We start from the raw sequence: 14,439 nt of genomic DNA, 5'->3' as shown, positions 1-14,439 counted from the left end.
GTGCTTTTGAATAAAATAAGCTGAGGTTAGGTCACAGGCTGGAAGCCTGTGCCACAGTGCTTTTGAATAAAATAAGCTGAGGTTAGGTCACAGGCTGGAAGCCTGTGCCACTTTGAGGTGCTTTTGAATAAAATAAGCTGAGGTTAGGTCACAGGCTGGAAGCCTGTGCCACTTTGAGGTGCTTTTGAATAAAATAAGCTGAGGTTAGGTCACAGGCTGGAAGCCTGTGCCACAGTGCTTTTGAATAAAATAAGCTGAGGTTAGGTCACAGGCTGGAAGCCTGTGCCACTTTGAGGTGCTTTTGAATAAAATAAGCTGACCACTGACCACTGACCACTGACTACTGACTACTGACCACTGACCACTGACCGCTTACTGGTATTGAAAATTTTCTGCATAATCCTTGGTAGTTCGCCCGATAAGTCTATAGATACTTAGAAATCGGCGTTGCTGAATTAAGGAATGAATGCGCGATCATCTGGTTTTATTACAGCCCCCTAAATCCCCCAACTTTGGGGGACTTTGAGAGTTTTGTTCCCCCCAAAATTGGGGGGTTAGGGGGGCAAAACCATACCCATAATCAGCAACGCCTAGAAATCAGCTATTAGCACGCTGAATGCTTACCTTGTAACCTTTATAATCGGGTGTTAATCGATGTCACAGAAAAAGGATACCGTTACTGGTGATCAGCCGAAACAAATTATTTCTCAGACTTACCGCTATCAGTCCGAATACTACCATAACCGTCACCCATTAACCAATCGTCAAAGGCCAACCATTAACCGTCAAGGCTCAACCATTAACCGTTACCCAATCTCCGTAAACCGTGAAGAGCAAACCATTAACCGTCAGCCATTTATAGGTGATCCTAATGTGTTTTGGTTTTCAGAAATGGGCAGTGAGTGGAGTGGGACGATTAGAGAAGCGTGCTGGGAAACGATTAAGGAACCAATTGAAGAACAGGAGGATTTATCTAGGGATGAGAAAGGTGCTTCTACAATTGTATCAGCTTTGGCTTTATTGGGGATGATTGCTCTGGCTCTTATTTAAAGAATACATAAAAATCCTAATTGTTCTCCTTAAGGGAATTTCTCATCTGGTCTATAAGAGCACTAACATCTTTATATTCCTGAGCGATGATATCATCTTCAGGCAGATTTTCGATGTCGAAGTTCTGATCTAGCCTTTGCTGAATTTCCTCCAACTTTTCAATTCCCTTACGAACTCCTGGCTCTCCGCTTAGAGCTAATACATCTTGAGCATATCTACGGGTTAGTTCACTAAATAGCTCTTCAAATTCTTTGTTTCCTTGATAGTTGTTTTGATTTTGCTCAAATAGATTGATAGCTTTTTATAAGCTGTATAAATCTCTGTCTTTTATAAGTTTATAAATTGTCAATAAAACTTTCACTTGAGCTTCAATACTCAAACTCAATATCTGAGGGGGTGACATGAGCCCTGAAAAGCTTAGTAGATAAGGCTTTGATGCCAGTTCTCTTAGCAAAGATAAACTGGCCAATTGACCCTACGAATGATTTTATGGAAGCTCAAACCCTTATAACTACGTTCAAGGTCAGGCCAAAACAGCATGTATCTTTTTGTAACAGATCGGCTGAACGTACTACCCAGTAAGGATTTTAGCTTGCATGTCACCCCCTCAGACTCAATATATATCCAACAATACGTCTAAACCTACCAGTTGGACTTATTATTGCTGGAGACTCTAGTAATTTTAGCCAATCTGAGATTGACTGAGGTCTTCGCTTTTGCTCTAATTCCATACCTTGGAGAATGGCTCTTCTCAATGTTTTGTTGGTGACGAAGTTTTCCACATCTTGTTTTTGAGGGTCTCTTTTATATCTTTTTAGTTCATATTCCCGGTCTCTGCTACTAACTGGTTGGCGTCCGGTTAACAAGAAATATAAGGTAGCGGATAAGGCATAGATATCAAGGGGTGGGCCTGCTCTAAACCGGCGTAGTTGTTGCTCGGGTGGAGCATAATCTTCGGACCATTGTTTTGTTAGCTCTATTGTCCGGTCAGGAACAAATTCCCGGGAGATCCCAAAATCAATGAGGATTGCTTCGTCGCTTCCATGTCTTACCATAATATTACTAGGCTTGACATCTCTATGAATCAACTTAACCTTATGCATTGCTGCCAATGCATCGCCAACTTGCTGAATATATTTGATGGCTTGTTCCTCTGGAATTCCATTCCCTGGTTGAGTGAGTCTGTGTAGGTTCTCTCCTTCGATATAGTCCATCACGATGCAAGGACGTTTTATTGTTGGTTCATAGAAGTACTCTATGAATTTAACAATATGGTTATGGTTAAATTGGTTGAGTCGCTTCGCTTCATCTTTAAATTTTTCTTCTCTTTGGCTTCGTTGATTATTGGGTAGTTCTTCTCTTCCAATTTTTATGGCAACAATCTCTTCCTGACCATCGGGTAAGTGACGAGTGGCTTGGTAAGTCGTTCCAAAGCCTCCCTTTCCTAATTCACGTTGGATGGTATAGTCGCCGTCTTTCAGAGAATCTCCTGGTTGTAACTTTATCATTGGGTTATTTTAATTGAATTCATTGCTTTAGCGAATCTTATAACTTAGTAGATGATTAGCGGACTCTAACTTTACGATAGTCTTTTATTTGATATGATTTATACATTTGTAGTTCAAGCTAATTGTTACTATTAAGAGAATTTCTCATCCTCTTTATAAGAGCGGTAACATCTTTGTATTCCTGAGCAATTTTATCATCTTCCGGCAGACTTTCGATGTCGAAGTTATCATCCAGCCTTTGCTGAATTTCCTCCAGCTTTTCAATCCCCTTACGAACTCCTGGTTCTCCGCTTAGAGCTAATACGTCTTGAGAATATCTACGGGTTAGTTCACTAAACAGTTCTTCAAATTCTTTTTCTCCTTGATAGTTGTTTTTATTTTGCTCAAATAGCTTGAGGACTTCTTTGAAGTTGTCTACATCTTTGTTTTGTTTGAGTTTATAAATTGCCGATAAACCTTTGTCTTCAAGTTTCGTCCATTCATCACTGGTACTTGTGGGATTATCTGAATTAGATGGATTATCTGAATTAGATGGATTATCTGAATTAGATGGATTATCTGAATTAGATGGATTATGTATCAATGGAATGACAACAGCAGCTAATAGCAGCAAAACGAATATAACTCCAATCACCCATCTTGAAATATCAGTTATATTCCTTGGTGAAATCTCAGTTCGATTCCTTTCTTGTGAAGGCTCTAGTAATTTTAGCCACTCTAAGATTGACTGAGGTCGTTTACCTGGATTTAATTCCATCCCTTGGAGAATGGCTCTTCTCAAATTTTCGTTACTGACGAAGTTTTCTGCATCTTGTTTTTGAGGGTCTGGTTTATATATGTTGACTTCATCTTCCCTGTCTCTGGTATTAACTGGTTCGCGTCCGGTTAACAAAAAATAGAAGGTGGCGGATAAGGCATAGATATCAACTTGTGGACCTGCTCTAAAGCGGCGTAGTTGTTGCTCCGGTGGAGCATAACGTTCCGACCATTGTCGCGTTAGCTCTATTGTCCGGTCGGTAACAAATTCCCGGGCAATCCCAAAATCAATAAGGACTGCTTCGTTTCGATTTCTTGCTATAATATTACCAGGCTTGACATCTCTATGAATCAAATTAACCTGATGCATTGCTACCAAAGCATCGGCAACTTGCAGAATATATTTGATAGCTTGTTCTTCTGGAATTCCATTCCCTAGTTTAGTGAGTTTTTGTAGGGTCTCTCCCTCAATATATTCCATTACCAGGCAAGGACGGTTTATTGTTGGTTCATAGAAGTACTCTATGAATTTAACAATATGGTTATGGTTAAATTGGTTGAGTCGCTTCGCTTCATCTTTAAATTTTTATTCTCTTTGGCTTCGTTCATTATCGCTTAATTCATCGTTTCCAATTTTTATGGCAACAATCTCTTCCTGACCATCGGGTAACTTAAGAGTGGCTTGGTAAGCTGTTCCAAAGCCCCCCCTTCCTAATTCACGTTGGATGGTATAGTCGCCGTTTTTCAGAGAAAATCCTGGTACTAAGCTCATGGGGTGTTTTTATTTAATTGTTGTTACTAATTTTTTCCAAATCCTCTAGTTGTTTACGTAACCTATCGATTTGGTCTTGGTAACTATCTTGGACTTTGTCTTCAAAGGTGAATTTGTCCAAACCCTCCCTTTCTTCCTGTTCAGATACTTTGATCCCACCAGGCATGACGTGAGCAAGTAGATAAAAACTAGCTCTACTGGAGAGTAATATGAAAATAATAACAGTGGCAGCACCTAATCCTTGGACTATCAGTTGACTGGGATTGCCTCCCCGCAAGAAGCCTTGAGCAGGACCCTTTCCAATAGCGTAAGCCCAGCCCAAACCACTGTCTGGTCCGATACTAAACAATCCCACCGCCAGGGTTCCCCATAATCCACAACCAAAGTGAACCGGAATAGCTCCAACTGGGTCATCAATTTCCCACCAATCTAATAGCTCAGTAACAAGGGGCACAAAAATTCCTCCGCCGACAGCCCCAATCACTACTGCGTCTAATAAATTAACGTAAGCGCAGGGTGCAGTGATGCTAACTAATCCCCCCACAATGCCATTGATGATAAAGGCAAGATTGGGTTTACTGTATCTGACAAAGCAAAAGATAATCGAGCCAATTGCACCGGCTGCCGCTGCTAAAGTAGTCGTTAAAACAATGTGAGGAATGGCGGGGGAAGTGGCCTCTAAGGTAGAGCCAGCATTAAACCCAAACCAACCGAGCCAGAGAATCAGGCATCCCAAGGTGGCAAGGGTGATATTATGCCCGTTTAAGGGTTCAATTTTCTTATTAAACTTAGTTTTTTCCCGTGGGTTAAGTCGAGATAACTCTGCTGGCTTAATTTTACGATATTTATCAGCCCTTGCCCCCAGGGCGATGGTTCCCATCAAGCCAGCAGCTCCTCCCACGGTGTGGACTACCGTTGAACCGGCAAAATCCCAAAATGCCAAGTTCCCAGACCCTCCGAGACTGATCTGGTTCAGCCATCCAGACTCCGACCACGCCCAATGTCCGGTGATGGGATACAACAATCCCACTAGGAAGAAACTGAAGAGTAGAAAGCTCAAAAATCTCATGCGCTCGGCCACTGCTCCAGAAACAATGGTTGCTGCGGTGCCAGCAAATACTAATTGAAAGAAAAACTTGGCTTCCCTCATAGCCAGAGAGTCAGAACCACCGGGGTTAAAAATGTCCTGGCCACTAAAAAAGAACCCTTCAGTCCCGATCCAGGGATTGTTACCACCAAACATCAATCCCGCTCCGCAAAGCCAGAAGGCTACGGTGGCGATACTGAACACCACTAGGTTCTTTGCCAAAATGTTGATCGCATTTTGCTTGCGACAAAAACCGGTTTCCAATAAGCAGAATCCCGCATTCATAAAAAATACCAAAGAGCCTGCTATCACTAACCAGATAATATCCAGGACGTCCGTCAGTTCATCGTCTATTGGGGCAGTGTCTTGAGCCACTGCGCTATGACTCCACACCAGCACGACCATCATAGCTAGTGATATACCAGGGTAGACGCATCTTATTTTGAAATGCCTACTGGATATGAGATTCATAGGATAGGTAGTTTTGCTGATTAATTTTTACTGATTAATTTTTAAATAAAATATTTGTCTTGATGCAGTAGCGACTGGTGGAAACCCCCTGATTAAAGCGCTGCATTGGTTCTGAGTAAGGCTTCTAGAATTTAGATGGGTTTGACCTGAGTTAAATATATAATTAGACCATAACAACCATCTTTTGTGGCTGTTTGGTATTACCCTAGGGTCTAAGATACTGCTTCAGCTAGATCAGCTTAGCTTAGGACAAAATAAGTTCACTTAAAATCATCTCTAAATCATCAGGTGCCTTGGGAGTATGTCACTTATAGCATTTCTCAATTGCTTGAGGTGCTTTTGTGGTGGGTTAATCGGAGCAGAGACTTCGTAACAGGGAGTAGAGATGCAGCTCTGTGCTGAGGGTTTCACCCTTTGGCCGACTGCATCAAGACACTGACTGTCCCTCATAAGTACGATAAATTCTATATATAGTTGATTTTTTATTCAACGTTGACCTGCTCTCGGTGCTCTTCAGGACTTATCCCTTTTTGACTAGGACAAATTCCCAGGGATTCTGATGTTTACAGTAGCAGCTACAGAATCCCACCCAAGGTACCCATCCCCTAACCTAGAAGGGGGTAACATCTGCAATGCGCTTCCACCAAATTATGGAGCGGGGGCGCAGGGGGGGATAATATTTTTATTATAGCATATTATAGCAATACGCATTCATGTATTGACAAATTCAAATGAAGCAGAATTGCTAAAGCCAATCTCACTCCCTCAGGACTTACGCAAGTGCCCCCGTTGGTCCCCCAATTCTGGGGGACTTTGACATCATTACCCCCCAGAATTGGGGGGCAGGGGGGCAAAACCAACTAAACTTCGTAAGTCCTATCCCTTATAGGTGCGCGCCTCCTAGGCCGGGTTCCCCGGCCTAGGGTCGCACCTGTTGCTCATGGGAAACCACGGCAGTTGCTGATGGTGGCAATGCCCTTTGGCAACGTTATTTACCTACTCCCTACTCCCTACTCCCTAAAACCTAGGACGAAATTACCTCTCTCCATTAAGACCTGCTATATACTGCAAATAAGATAAGGACTTTTAGTAAATAAGGATACAGGTGATTGGCTTATTAAACAAGGGTCTAAGGAATCTCTGGCTTCGTGTAGTGGTTCCCAAAAGCGAAAAGTGTCTAAGCAATATCTGGCTTCGTGTAGTGCTTTCCTTCATTATTGCTTACTTATTTCTAGTGATATTAAGTGTATTGGAGCAAAGAATAACTAAAAAGTTTTTCGAATCAAAAACAACTGAAACCGAACAAGTTTGCTCACCTCAAGACTCACTCTGGGAATGTTTGGAAAAGCAACTATCGTTCGTCTGTAAAGTGGACAATCTTGAAGGTTTCGCTCTTTTATTTGGAGCGTCTCTTTACATGCTTGAAGGTCTAGAGCGCAGACAAAGGATAATCTATGAGGCATGGCAAATCGTTGATAATGCCGCAGGAGCAGGAGTAGCTACTAGTCATGCCAGAGTAAAAGCCCTTGAGGTTTTGAACAACTATGGTGTTTCGATGAGGGGGCTGGATGCCCCAAAAGCCGATTTGACTGACATTGACCTGGCGAATGCTATACTTCATCAAGCTACTCTCAATGACACTGAACTTACTGGAGCTAATCTTACGGGAGCTGATCTAACTAAAGCCAATCTTGCGAGAGCTAACCTTAATACAGCCAAGCTTAGTAAAGCATTGCTAATTAGAGCGAACCTCAGTAAAACCAACCTGAGTATTACTGAGCTCAGGAATGCTGATCTCAGGAATGCTGATCTCAGTGGTGCCAACTTCATGGGTGCGGATCTCACTGGTGCAGACCTCACTAGTGCGAACCTGACTGGTTCAGATTTCAGATATGCCAAGCTCAATGGTACAAACCTCAAACATGCGGACCTCAGTGGTGCAGATCTCACAGATGCAAACCTTAATGGTATGGACTTGACTGGTGCAGATCTAACTAGTGCCAACCTTGAAGGCATCTCTTGGAATCAACATACAAAGTGGACAAATGCTAGAGGTTTGGACAAAGCCGAGAATGTGCCCGATGCGTTGCGACAACAGCTTGGTCTGGGATAGGGAACAGGGAAAGAGAGGGGAGTTTGGTAAGTATGTAGCGAGATAGGGTAATTAAGTGGAAATAATCTTACAAGCCCAGTAAAAATTTCAGTGCAATCGCTTCCAGTTTCACTCCAGTCAAAATCATATCCAGTCCCAGAGCCACCTGCATCACCCCAAACACAAAACCAAGCACTCTTAGAGTCACGGGTTTGATGAGATTCAAAAGGGGATGGGCGACCAACATCACTCCTAAGTTGAGTACCATAACCACAAATAATAGCAAAAACATAGAACCCGGAGCAATTGCCATCCGTCCGAACATGGCGCTCATAGTCACCACAACAGCAATGCCATAGGGAGTTAAAATACTGGGAAAAACTAAGGGATTAATCGTTAACTTCAGAGAAGGATTTACAGGGTATTTATCGTTAGTTGTGGGGGGATTATACTGGGCTAATACTGTTCGCAGAGCCACTAAAAAAAGGATAATACCTGTTGCGATTAGCATTGCTGAGAGGTCAATTTGCCAGGATTTCAGAACATTTTGGCAAAGTAGTGCTACCGCAAAAATAACTAAGGTAGATATGCCAAACCCCCGTAAAGCAAGCTGGCGACGCAAGGCTGGATCCGCATTAGCTGTCAGCTTCACAAAAGGTACAATTAGCTTGAGCGGACCGACGGTAAGTAAAAAGATAATCAGGATATTTAATACCCCAAATCCCTCAAAAAGTTGCTCGAATAAAACCTGAGTTTTAGCATCAATCTCAGCCTTGACGGGTATGGCAATTTGATTGCTCGATGATTCCAGAGCTTGGGCTGAGATTATGGCTGTTTGCCCAGTAAAATCCCTTGCCAGTGAGGGAGATGGCGGTGTAGGGATGGTGGCTGTGGCACTGTTAAGTGCTAACATCGAGGCAAAATAAGCCGATGCGATCGCTATCCCTAGAATTCTCAACAACCTACCCATCTCTCCATCTCCCCATTCCTACAAGGAAAAAAAATACCAATTAAAGTAGGGTGGGCAAAGTTATTTTATCTACAAAACTGAAAAGAACCAAACAGTTTTTGCCCACCCTACAAGATTTTCTAGCGCAACTTCATATTGCTAAACAGTTTTGCCACTGGTTCCGGAAGATTAGGTAGATGGGGTAGGTCGGGAGTCTCGGACATGGCAAGGCCCGTGAGGTTGTTATCCTTGATCAGCCTTGGAATTTCGTCGAGAGCAAAAACCATGCCCCAGTCCCGCTCTGCGTTTGCCACACCTTTGCGATCGCCCTGCTTCAAGGAGTCAACGAATCCCTCAAAGGTTTCCTGACCTGACAGCTCGATGTAATGAGCTGGTGTATCCGTGGAGTTCCAGAAAGCATGGACAATGCCCCGTGGTTTTTGGACATAGCTTCCCGCAGGAGCTGTCAACCTTAGTCCATCTGCACCCCCAATCTCGAAGACAAGTTCACTCGATATCACGTAGACCAGTTGATCGCAAAACTTATGGCTGTGGGGTGACAGCAAGTGACCGGGATTGATCACACCCTGCATCACTGAGAAATCACCACCCATGTCTCTGGATCGAGCCATGATAATCATGTCCGTGGCTGTCCTTTCTCCTTCACCAGGTTTCTTGAGGAGATCCTGGGCATCAAATCGATCGTTTACATTATATTCACTCATTGTTCTACTCCTTTAATCTTGCTTTGCTGAAAAATTCCTTGAGTAAATTTAAAGGTGCAACCCTGTCATCAAATGCCTTAAAAATCGCAAACCGATAATGCAGCTCATGGGGCACTATAATGGTTTTGAAGCTATCAGCTATTAGCTATCAGCTATCAGCTATCAGCTATCAGCTATCAGCTAATGCGCACGCTGCGCGAACAGCTTTTGAATGAAAGAGGTAAGCATTCGTTGCATCTCAGTTCCCTGGCCTTTTGGCCTTTTGGCCACGCTACGCGAACGGCCACGCTACGCGAACGCCCAAGCTAGGAATTAATAGTCTTTGGCTTTGAGTCCGTTGAACTTGTCAGCCGAATAGCTTGTTTTAAGCTGACGGCTGAGAGCTGATAGCTGTTCGCGTAGCGTGCGCGTAGCGCATAAGCTGACGAGCTTTCTATAACCAAATTGCCATCTTTAGCAGAGGTGTGATAAGGACAATGGGCGCACCAAATCGGACATTTCACGACAGATTGCACAAACCCGAAATGCTAGCTAGCGTGGTGGCGAGTACCGTAGCTTATGCAGTGGCACGGGGAGTGGACATGGAACAGATCACTGCCGCCACAGGACTAACCCGTACCGATCTGCTCGATCCCGATGCCCACCTGTCTCAACACCTAGTACCAACGGTATGGCGCTTACTGACCAAGGCTTACCCAGGGGAAGCGATCGCACTCCACATGGCCAGCGCTACTCCCTTCTCATACTTTGGAACACTAGCCTATGGAGCTAGATATGCTGAAAATCTCAGAGAAGCGTTGCAGAACTTAGTGCGCTATCGGTCTGTGCTATCGGATCAACTGCAAATCGCCCTGATTGAGTCCTCCTCAGAGGGCATTTTACACATGCATCATCCCATGGATGCCGAAGATGGGGGTTGCGCTGCTGAAGTGGGACTAGCTTTGGGGTTGCGCTATATGCGGGAAATTTTAGGAGCAGATGATATCCTTGTGCGCGCGGACTTCACTCACCTGCCCTTCGGACCAATCCAGGTTTATGAAGAGTTCTTTGGTAGCCCAGTATGCTTTCAACAATCCCACAATGCCCTTGTATTTCGTCAAGGAGCCCTAGACCTACCCACCAAACAGCCTGATCCGGATCTGTTTCGTTATATTCAGAGCCATCTAGACCTGGTGCGAGAACGGTTAGCAGGTTCTAGTGATTCTCCAGAACTATCTAGGATCCGGAATGCGATCGCTCACAATGCTGAACGTTCTGAATATGGTGCAGAAGCCCTAGCACGACAGATGAACATGAGTCTTCGTGCTTTGCAACGCTTGACCCAAGACCATGGTATCACCGTTCGGCAACTGTTAGACGAAACTCGTCAAGCAAACGCACAACAGTTCCTGAGTGACCCCAGACTCAGTATCGAAGCGATATCTTGTTTGCTAGGTTACTCAGAAGATCGTGCATTCCGCAGAGCCTTCAAGCGTTGGACCGGGCACACCCCTGCCGAGTTCCGGCGGACTGTTGGTTAAGTATTTTAGTATACCCAATTAAACAGTTATAGCGTTTCTAGGACTCATGAGGTACACAGGATTGTTTCACTCTCGGCTCTTGCCTAATCCCTGCTCCCTGCTCCCTGCTCCCTGCTCCCTGCTCTATCAATTTAAATCTAAACTAACCTGTAACGTGTAACTTTCCGTTTTTATGCCTTGATCACCACCAACAACTTAACAACAATGGTAGAAACAATCCAAGCTAAAGACGTCACCCTCAAGCAATTAAAAAACCTAGTCAATCTTCAGCTAGTTAACGATAACCAATTCTTTCGCGAGTGGCAAGAAAACTTACCAGAAATCAGCGAATTACAACAGCAATTATTAGATGACGTTAAAGCTGGTTATTTTAATTTACTCTATTACCCACCCTTACTAGAAAAAACCGTTAATCTCGCCATCCTATCCCCCCTGATATTTATCGGAAAATTTTATCTAGAACCCTTTCACATCAAAGCCGAAAAAACCGTAGATATTTCTGTTGATGACCACGGCATTATTGTCAAAGGAAGCATTGATACCCTAGTCTTACATAACGAATTTTGGATGACGATTATCGAATCCAAACAGGCTAGCTTCTCCATAGAAGCTGGACTACCCCAACTTCTGGCCTACATGTTAGCTAATCCCCACCCAGATCAACCAAGCTATGGCATGATTACCACTGGTGGTACCTTCATTTTCATCAAACTAGTTAACGGTGAAAAGCCCAGATATGCCACATCTGCTGAATTTTCACTGCGCAATCCCGGAAATGATTTGTATCAGGTGCTTCGGATTCTTAAAAAACTGAGTCACATAGACATCTAGTTCTGAAGGGGTAACCAGCAGATTAAAATACTTAATAGCAATCCGTGTAGGAATTGTGATAATTTTTGATGCCATATTCCCAGGGAGTGCGCGTTCACGCTTAGCTTTGAAAAAGCGCGGGGTCGCACCGCTCCCTACTCCCTACTCCCTACTCCCTACTCCCTACTCCCTTTACTATATGTGTTATGAGTTACGACAGTACCCTTAAATATTTGGTGGAACAATATCCCCAAGCCTTTACCCGTTGGTTGTGGAACCAGGAACCACCAGAAGATATAGAAATTCTCAACACCGAATTAAGTACAGAACCAATTCGGGCAGATGCCTTGTTTTTTGTGCGGGTTGCTGATGCTATTTTGCATTTGGAATTTCAAACCCTACCCCAGTCTGAACCTCCCTTACCCCTGCGGATGCTCGATTATTGGGTGAGGTTGTATCGCCAGTATCGCTGTAAGATTGAGCAGGTAATAATTTTTCTGAAACCAAGCCGATTAGCGGGAGTATTTGTGAATCAATTTACCGAGCCGAACCTATCCTTCCACTACCGAGTGATTCGGATTTGGGAATGTGATCCACAACCGTTACTGACAACCCCGGGGTTACTACCCTTGGCAGTGTTAGCACAAGCTGAAGTCCCAGAAACATTACTCTCCCAGGTAGCAGCCAGAATCGATATGATTGAAGATACACAACAGCAGCGTAACCTATCTGCTTGCGTGCAACTGTTGGCTGGGGTGAAATTTGATGAGCAGTTAATTCAAGCTTATTTTCGGGAGGATATGATGCAAGAGTCGGTGGTTTATCAACGGATTATTCGTCAAGGATTAGAACAAGGATTAGAACAAGGATTAAAACAAGGATTAGAACAAGGATTAAAACAAGGATTAAAACAAGGATTAGAACAAGGATTAGAACAAGGATTAGAACAAGGATTAGAACAAGGAAAGCACAATGAGCTTAATTTAATTATCCGTCTACTTAACCGTCGCCTAGGTCAGCTCAATCCCCAATTACAGCATCAAATTGAGCAGTTATCCTTTTCCCAGTTGGAGGATTTAGGGGAAGCGTTGTTAGATTTTGAAACCGAAGTGGATTTGAGCAATTGGTTGAACCAGTTCAGGGATAGATAATATCAAGTCTGGTTGAATACCCATAATTAACGGGAGTGTGGGGAGTGTAGGGAGGGTGGGGAGTCTGGGGAGATGGGGAGATTTTTATTAAGGGTAATTATCCTCAGATGAGATCAGATTCGCTACTGCCATGGTTTCCAAAGGGCTTTCAAGGTGCTCCCCCAAGCCATGGCACACAGCTGTCTTACCCCTACTCCCTACTCCCTACTCCCTACTCCCTACTCCCTACTCCCGAAAACCCCAAGGGCGTAAGTCCCTCACCCAATTGAAAACTGCTATCTATGGAGAATAGGGGATTCGAACCCCTGACCTCTGCGGTGCGATCGCAGCGCTCTACCAACTGAGCCAATTCCCCCTAGTACCTTTGTTGATTGTGTTTATTCTAGCACCGGAACCCATCGCCCTGTGCCCCCTTGCCGTTTTATCCTCTATATTTCTCCTACTGGCTCAGGTGATACCCCAGAATAGACCTGCTGCACCCGTTCTAATTCCAGCTGATTCAAATAATCCACAGTCCAGTTAGCGTGACGCTGTAGCATATGAAGGGGATAAGTACTAGCCACTCCTACCACTGGCATGCCAGCTCGCTTCGCCGCCTCAATTCCAGCCAAAGAATCTTCTATTACTAGACATTCCCCAGGTTTTAAGTTCAGGTTACCATATACTTGATTGAGCCGCTCTACCGCTAGCAGATAGCCATCCGGTTCCGGTTTACTAGTAGTAATATCATCACCAGCAACAATCAAACTAAAATAGTGAGCTAAACCAGCGCGATTGAGCACCACTTCTACCTCATTCCGCAGTGCTCCAGTCACCAGAGCCATCGGTATCTGAGCACCCTGGATCTGAACCATTAAATCCTCCACACCAGGATAAATGGGCAAGGTTTCCATACTTTCTAGCTGACGTTGATAGGCAGCAGCTTTGCGGCTAATGAGCTGGTTTAAGTAATCCTCCGTAACCACCCGACCGCGACGCTTAAGTAACTCTCGCAGACAAGAGCGATCGCCTCTACCTGTACAAACCTGTCGAAACTCTTCGGAATCCGGACGCAAATTTTCCCCAAGAATAATTTCCTCAATTAGTTTCTCGTGAATCGGCTCATCATTGATTATTACTCCGTTAAAATCAAACAGAACTGCTTTCAAACTCATAAGTACCTAGACATAAATTCTGTTACTATTGTTGAGTAACTTAAAAAACATAACGTTACTCAACCCTCTTCTGCTCCCCGTTACCGGTTGCCTATTCCCTGATTTTAACAGTCAACTTTACTAATCTTAACAGTCAACGTTAATTGTGTCCAAGTGCTTACTGTAAAATTGCCCTATACCGCTGGAACCGGCACCCCAAGTGACGCAATATCATCTGGAAAACTCCCCTGAGATTGAGATTCCCAAGGAGTTGATTTCCCTACTGGCAAAGGTTTTAGACCCTGAGTTATTTGATGCAGCCACCACCATTGCGTAGTGCGCACTGCTTCAAAACTAGCTGCACCCATCCAAGCGTCAACACTACCATTAGCGTAAGCCTTGATATAGGGTTCTT

General features: G+C 44.0%; 17 protein-coding genes, 1 tRNA gene and 2 pseudogenes. 8 read left to right on the top strand and 12 right to left on the bottom strand.

All coding sequences use genetic code 11. From position 1 onward, the window contains the following. Positions 1-654: 654 nt before the first annotated feature. A complete protein-coding gene (locus F6K53_RS25790) occupies positions 655-1,050 on the top strand; it encodes a hypothetical protein (RefSeq protein ID WP_293071870.1) in 396 nt (131 codons plus the stop codon). Between the two features lie 16 nt (positions 1,051-1,066). On the opposite strand, the gene F6K53_RS25785 is transcribed toward F6K53_RS25790, so the two are convergent. The 6 genes and pseudogenes from F6K53_RS25785 to F6K53_RS25760 all read right to left on the bottom strand — a co-directional run bounded on the left by F6K53_RS25785 (position 1,067) and on the right by F6K53_RS25760 (position 6,094). Then, entirely contained in the window at positions 1,067-1,204 is a 138-nt protein-coding gene (locus tag F6K53_RS25785; RefSeq protein WP_293071871.1) for a hypothetical protein, read from the bottom strand. A 445-nt stretch (positions 1,205-1,649) separates the two neighbouring features. Beyond that, positions 1,650-2,558, bottom strand: a complete 909-nt coding sequence (locus F6K53_RS25780) for a serine/threonine-protein kinase (RefSeq protein ID WP_293082646.1) — start codon at positions 2,556-2,558, stop codon at positions 1,650-1,652. A gap of 118 nt (positions 2,559-2,676) precedes the next feature. Beyond that, positions 2,677-3,885: pseudogene (locus tag F6K53_RS25775) on the bottom strand (serine/threonine-protein kinase); the annotation flags it as partial. Between the two features lie 15 nt (positions 3,886-3,900). Next, on the bottom strand, positions 3,901-4,086 hold the full coding sequence (locus F6K53_RS25770; protein ID WP_293082643.1) for a hypothetical protein: 186 nt from the start codon (positions 4,084-4,086) through the stop codon (positions 3,901-3,903). A gap of 13 nt (positions 4,087-4,099) precedes the next feature. Further along, positions 4,100-5,581: an ammonium transporter gene (amt, locus tag F6K53_RS25765; protein ID WP_293082640.1), complete on the bottom strand. Its 1,482-nt coding sequence runs from the start codon at positions 5,579-5,581 to the stop codon at positions 4,100-4,102. A 339-nt stretch (positions 5,582-5,920) separates the two neighbouring features. Then, on the bottom strand, positions 5,921-6,094 hold the full coding sequence (locus tag F6K53_RS25760; protein ID WP_293071875.1) for a hypothetical protein: 174 nt from the start codon (positions 6,092-6,094) through the stop codon (positions 5,921-5,923). Positions 6,095-6,749: 655 nt separating this feature from the next. Here F6K53_RS25760 and F6K53_RS25755 point away from each other — a divergent pair. Beyond that, positions 6,750-7,757: a pentapeptide repeat-containing protein gene (locus tag F6K53_RS25755; protein ID WP_293082637.1), complete on the top strand. Its 1,008-nt coding sequence runs from the start codon at positions 6,750-6,752 to the stop codon at positions 7,755-7,757. Between the two features lie 67 nt (positions 7,758-7,824). On the opposite strand, the gene F6K53_RS25750 is transcribed toward F6K53_RS25755, so the two are convergent. Together F6K53_RS25750 and F6K53_RS25745 are read right to left on the bottom strand one after the other, a co-directional pair. Beyond that, on the bottom strand, positions 7,825-8,706 hold the full coding sequence (locus F6K53_RS25750; RefSeq protein ID WP_293071877.1) for a MarC family protein: 882 nt from the start codon (positions 8,704-8,706) through the stop codon (positions 7,825-7,827). Between the two features lie 119 nt (positions 8,707-8,825). Beyond that, on the bottom strand, positions 8,826-9,410 hold the full coding sequence (locus tag F6K53_RS25745) for a cupin domain-containing protein (protein ID WP_293071878.1): 585 nt from the start codon (positions 9,408-9,410) through the stop codon (positions 8,826-8,828). A 183-nt stretch (positions 9,411-9,593) separates the two neighbouring features. Between F6K53_RS25745 and F6K53_RS25740 the strand changes: the two genes are divergently transcribed. Continuing rightward, entirely contained in the window at positions 9,594-9,719 is a 126-nt protein-coding gene (locus tag F6K53_RS25740; protein ID WP_293071879.1) for a hypothetical protein, read from the top strand. Here F6K53_RS25740 and F6K53_RS25735 read toward each other — a convergent pair. Next, a complete protein-coding gene (locus F6K53_RS25735) occupies positions 9,716-9,913 on the bottom strand; it encodes a hypothetical protein (protein WP_293039777.1) in 198 nt (65 codons plus the stop codon). The two genes, F6K53_RS25740 and F6K53_RS25735, sit on opposite strands and share 4 nt — an antisense overlap. A gap of 21 nt (positions 9,914-9,934) precedes the next feature. Between F6K53_RS25735 and F6K53_RS25730 the strand changes: the two genes are divergently transcribed. From F6K53_RS25730 to F6K53_RS25710, 5 genes are all read left to right on the top strand, one after another. After that, the gene (locus tag F6K53_RS25730) at positions 9,935-10,930 is read left to right on the top strand and encodes an AraC family transcriptional regulator (RefSeq protein ID WP_293071880.1); all 996 of its coding nucleotides are present in this window, start codon (positions 9,935-9,937) and stop codon (positions 10,928-10,930) included. A 204-nt stretch (positions 10,931-11,134) separates the two neighbouring features. After that, a complete protein-coding gene (locus tag F6K53_RS25725) occupies positions 11,135-11,761 on the top strand; it encodes a restriction endonuclease subunit R (RefSeq protein ID WP_293071881.1) in 627 nt (208 codons plus the stop codon). 55 nt (positions 11,762-11,816) lie between these two features. Beyond that, positions 11,817-11,969 (top strand): hypothetical protein, encoded by a 153-nt coding sequence (locus tag F6K53_RS25720; RefSeq protein ID WP_158069700.1) that lies wholly within the window; start codon positions 11,817-11,819, stop codon positions 11,967-11,969. Beyond that, entirely contained in the window at positions 11,947-12,891 is a 945-nt protein-coding gene (locus F6K53_RS25715) for a DUF4351 domain-containing protein (RefSeq protein ID WP_293082634.1), read from the top strand. Before F6K53_RS25720 ends, F6K53_RS25715 begins: the two co-directional genes overlap by 23 nt. A 130-nt stretch (positions 12,892-13,021) precedes the next feature. Further along, positions 13,022-13,183, top strand: coding sequence for a hypothetical protein (locus tag F6K53_RS25710; protein WP_293030205.1), 162 nt, complete (start codon positions 13,022-13,024; stop codon positions 13,181-13,183). Here the strand turns inward: F6K53_RS25710 and F6K53_RS25705 are convergent. The 3 genes and pseudogenes from F6K53_RS25705 to F6K53_RS25695 form a co-directional block, all read right to left on the bottom strand. Further along, positions 13,174-13,246, bottom strand: a tRNA-Ala gene (locus F6K53_RS25705). The genes F6K53_RS25710 and F6K53_RS25705 overlap by 10 nt on opposite strands. Positions 13,247-13,319: 73 nt before the next feature. Next, entirely contained in the window at positions 13,320-14,045 is a 726-nt protein-coding gene (locus tag F6K53_RS25700) for an HAD family phosphatase (protein WP_293030202.1), read from the bottom strand. A gap of 173 nt (positions 14,046-14,218) precedes the next feature. Next, a pseudogene (locus tag F6K53_RS25695) lies at positions 14,219-14,439 on the bottom strand (methyltransferase type 11); the annotation flags it as partial.

Origin of the sequence: Moorena sp. SIO4A1 (genome assembly GCF_010672065.1) — a bacterium.
Classification (GTDB): Bacteria; Cyanobacteriota; Cyanobacteriia; order Cyanobacteriales; family Coleofasciculaceae; genus Moorena.
This window is presented reverse-complemented; position numbering and strand designations above follow the sequence as displayed.

What these genes read in the sequence shown, in the direction of transcription:
- F6K53_RS25725 (WP_293071881.1), top strand. Translation starts at nt 11,135, where the DNA reads ATGGTAGAAACAATCCAAGCTAAAGACGTCACCCTCAAGCAATTAAAA.
- F6K53_RS25715 (WP_293082634.1), top strand. Translation starts at nt 11,947, where the DNA reads ATGAGTTACGACAGTACCCTTAAATATTTGGTGGAACAATATCCCCAA.
- F6K53_RS25730 (WP_293071880.1), top strand. Translation starts at nt 9,935, where the DNA reads ATGCTAGCTAGCGTGGTGGCGAGTACCGTAGCTTATGCAGTGGCACGG.
- F6K53_RS25760 (WP_293071875.1), bottom strand. Translation starts at nt 6,094, where the DNA reads ATGAGGGACAGTCAGTGTCTTGATGCAGTCGGCCAAAGGGTGAAACCC.
- F6K53_RS25790 (WP_293071870.1), top strand. Translation starts at nt 655, where the DNA reads ATGTCACAGAAAAAGGATACCGTTACTGGTGATCAGCCGAAACAAATT.
- F6K53_RS25700 (WP_293030202.1), bottom strand. Translation starts at nt 14,045, where the DNA reads ATGAGTTTGAAAGCAGTTCTGTTTGATTTTAACGGAGTAATAATCAAT.
- F6K53_RS25710 (WP_293030205.1), top strand. Translation starts at nt 13,022, where the DNA reads ATGGTTTCCAAAGGGCTTTCAAGGTGCTCCCCCAAGCCATGGCACACA.
- F6K53_RS25750 (WP_293071877.1), bottom strand. Translation starts at nt 8,706, where the DNA reads ATGGGTAGGTTGTTGAGAATTCTAGGGATAGCGATCGCATCGGCTTAT.
- F6K53_RS25780 (WP_293082646.1), bottom strand. Translation starts at nt 2,558, where the DNA reads ATGATAAAGTTACAACCAGGAGATTCTCTGAAAGACGGCGACTATACC.
- amt (WP_293082640.1), bottom strand. Translation starts at nt 5,581, where the DNA reads ATGATGGTCGTGCTGGTGTGGAGTCATAGCGCAGTGGCTCAAGACACT.
- F6K53_RS25745 (WP_293071878.1), bottom strand. Translation starts at nt 9,410, where the DNA reads ATGAGTGAATATAATGTAAACGATCGATTTGATGCCCAGGATCTCCTC.
- F6K53_RS25740 (WP_293071879.1), top strand. Translation starts at nt 9,594, where the DNA reads ATGCGCACGCTGCGCGAACAGCTTTTGAATGAAAGAGGTAAGCATTCG.
- F6K53_RS25770 (WP_293082643.1), bottom strand. Translation starts at nt 4,086, where the DNA reads ATGAGCTTAGTACCAGGATTTTCTCTGAAAAACGGCGACTATACCATC.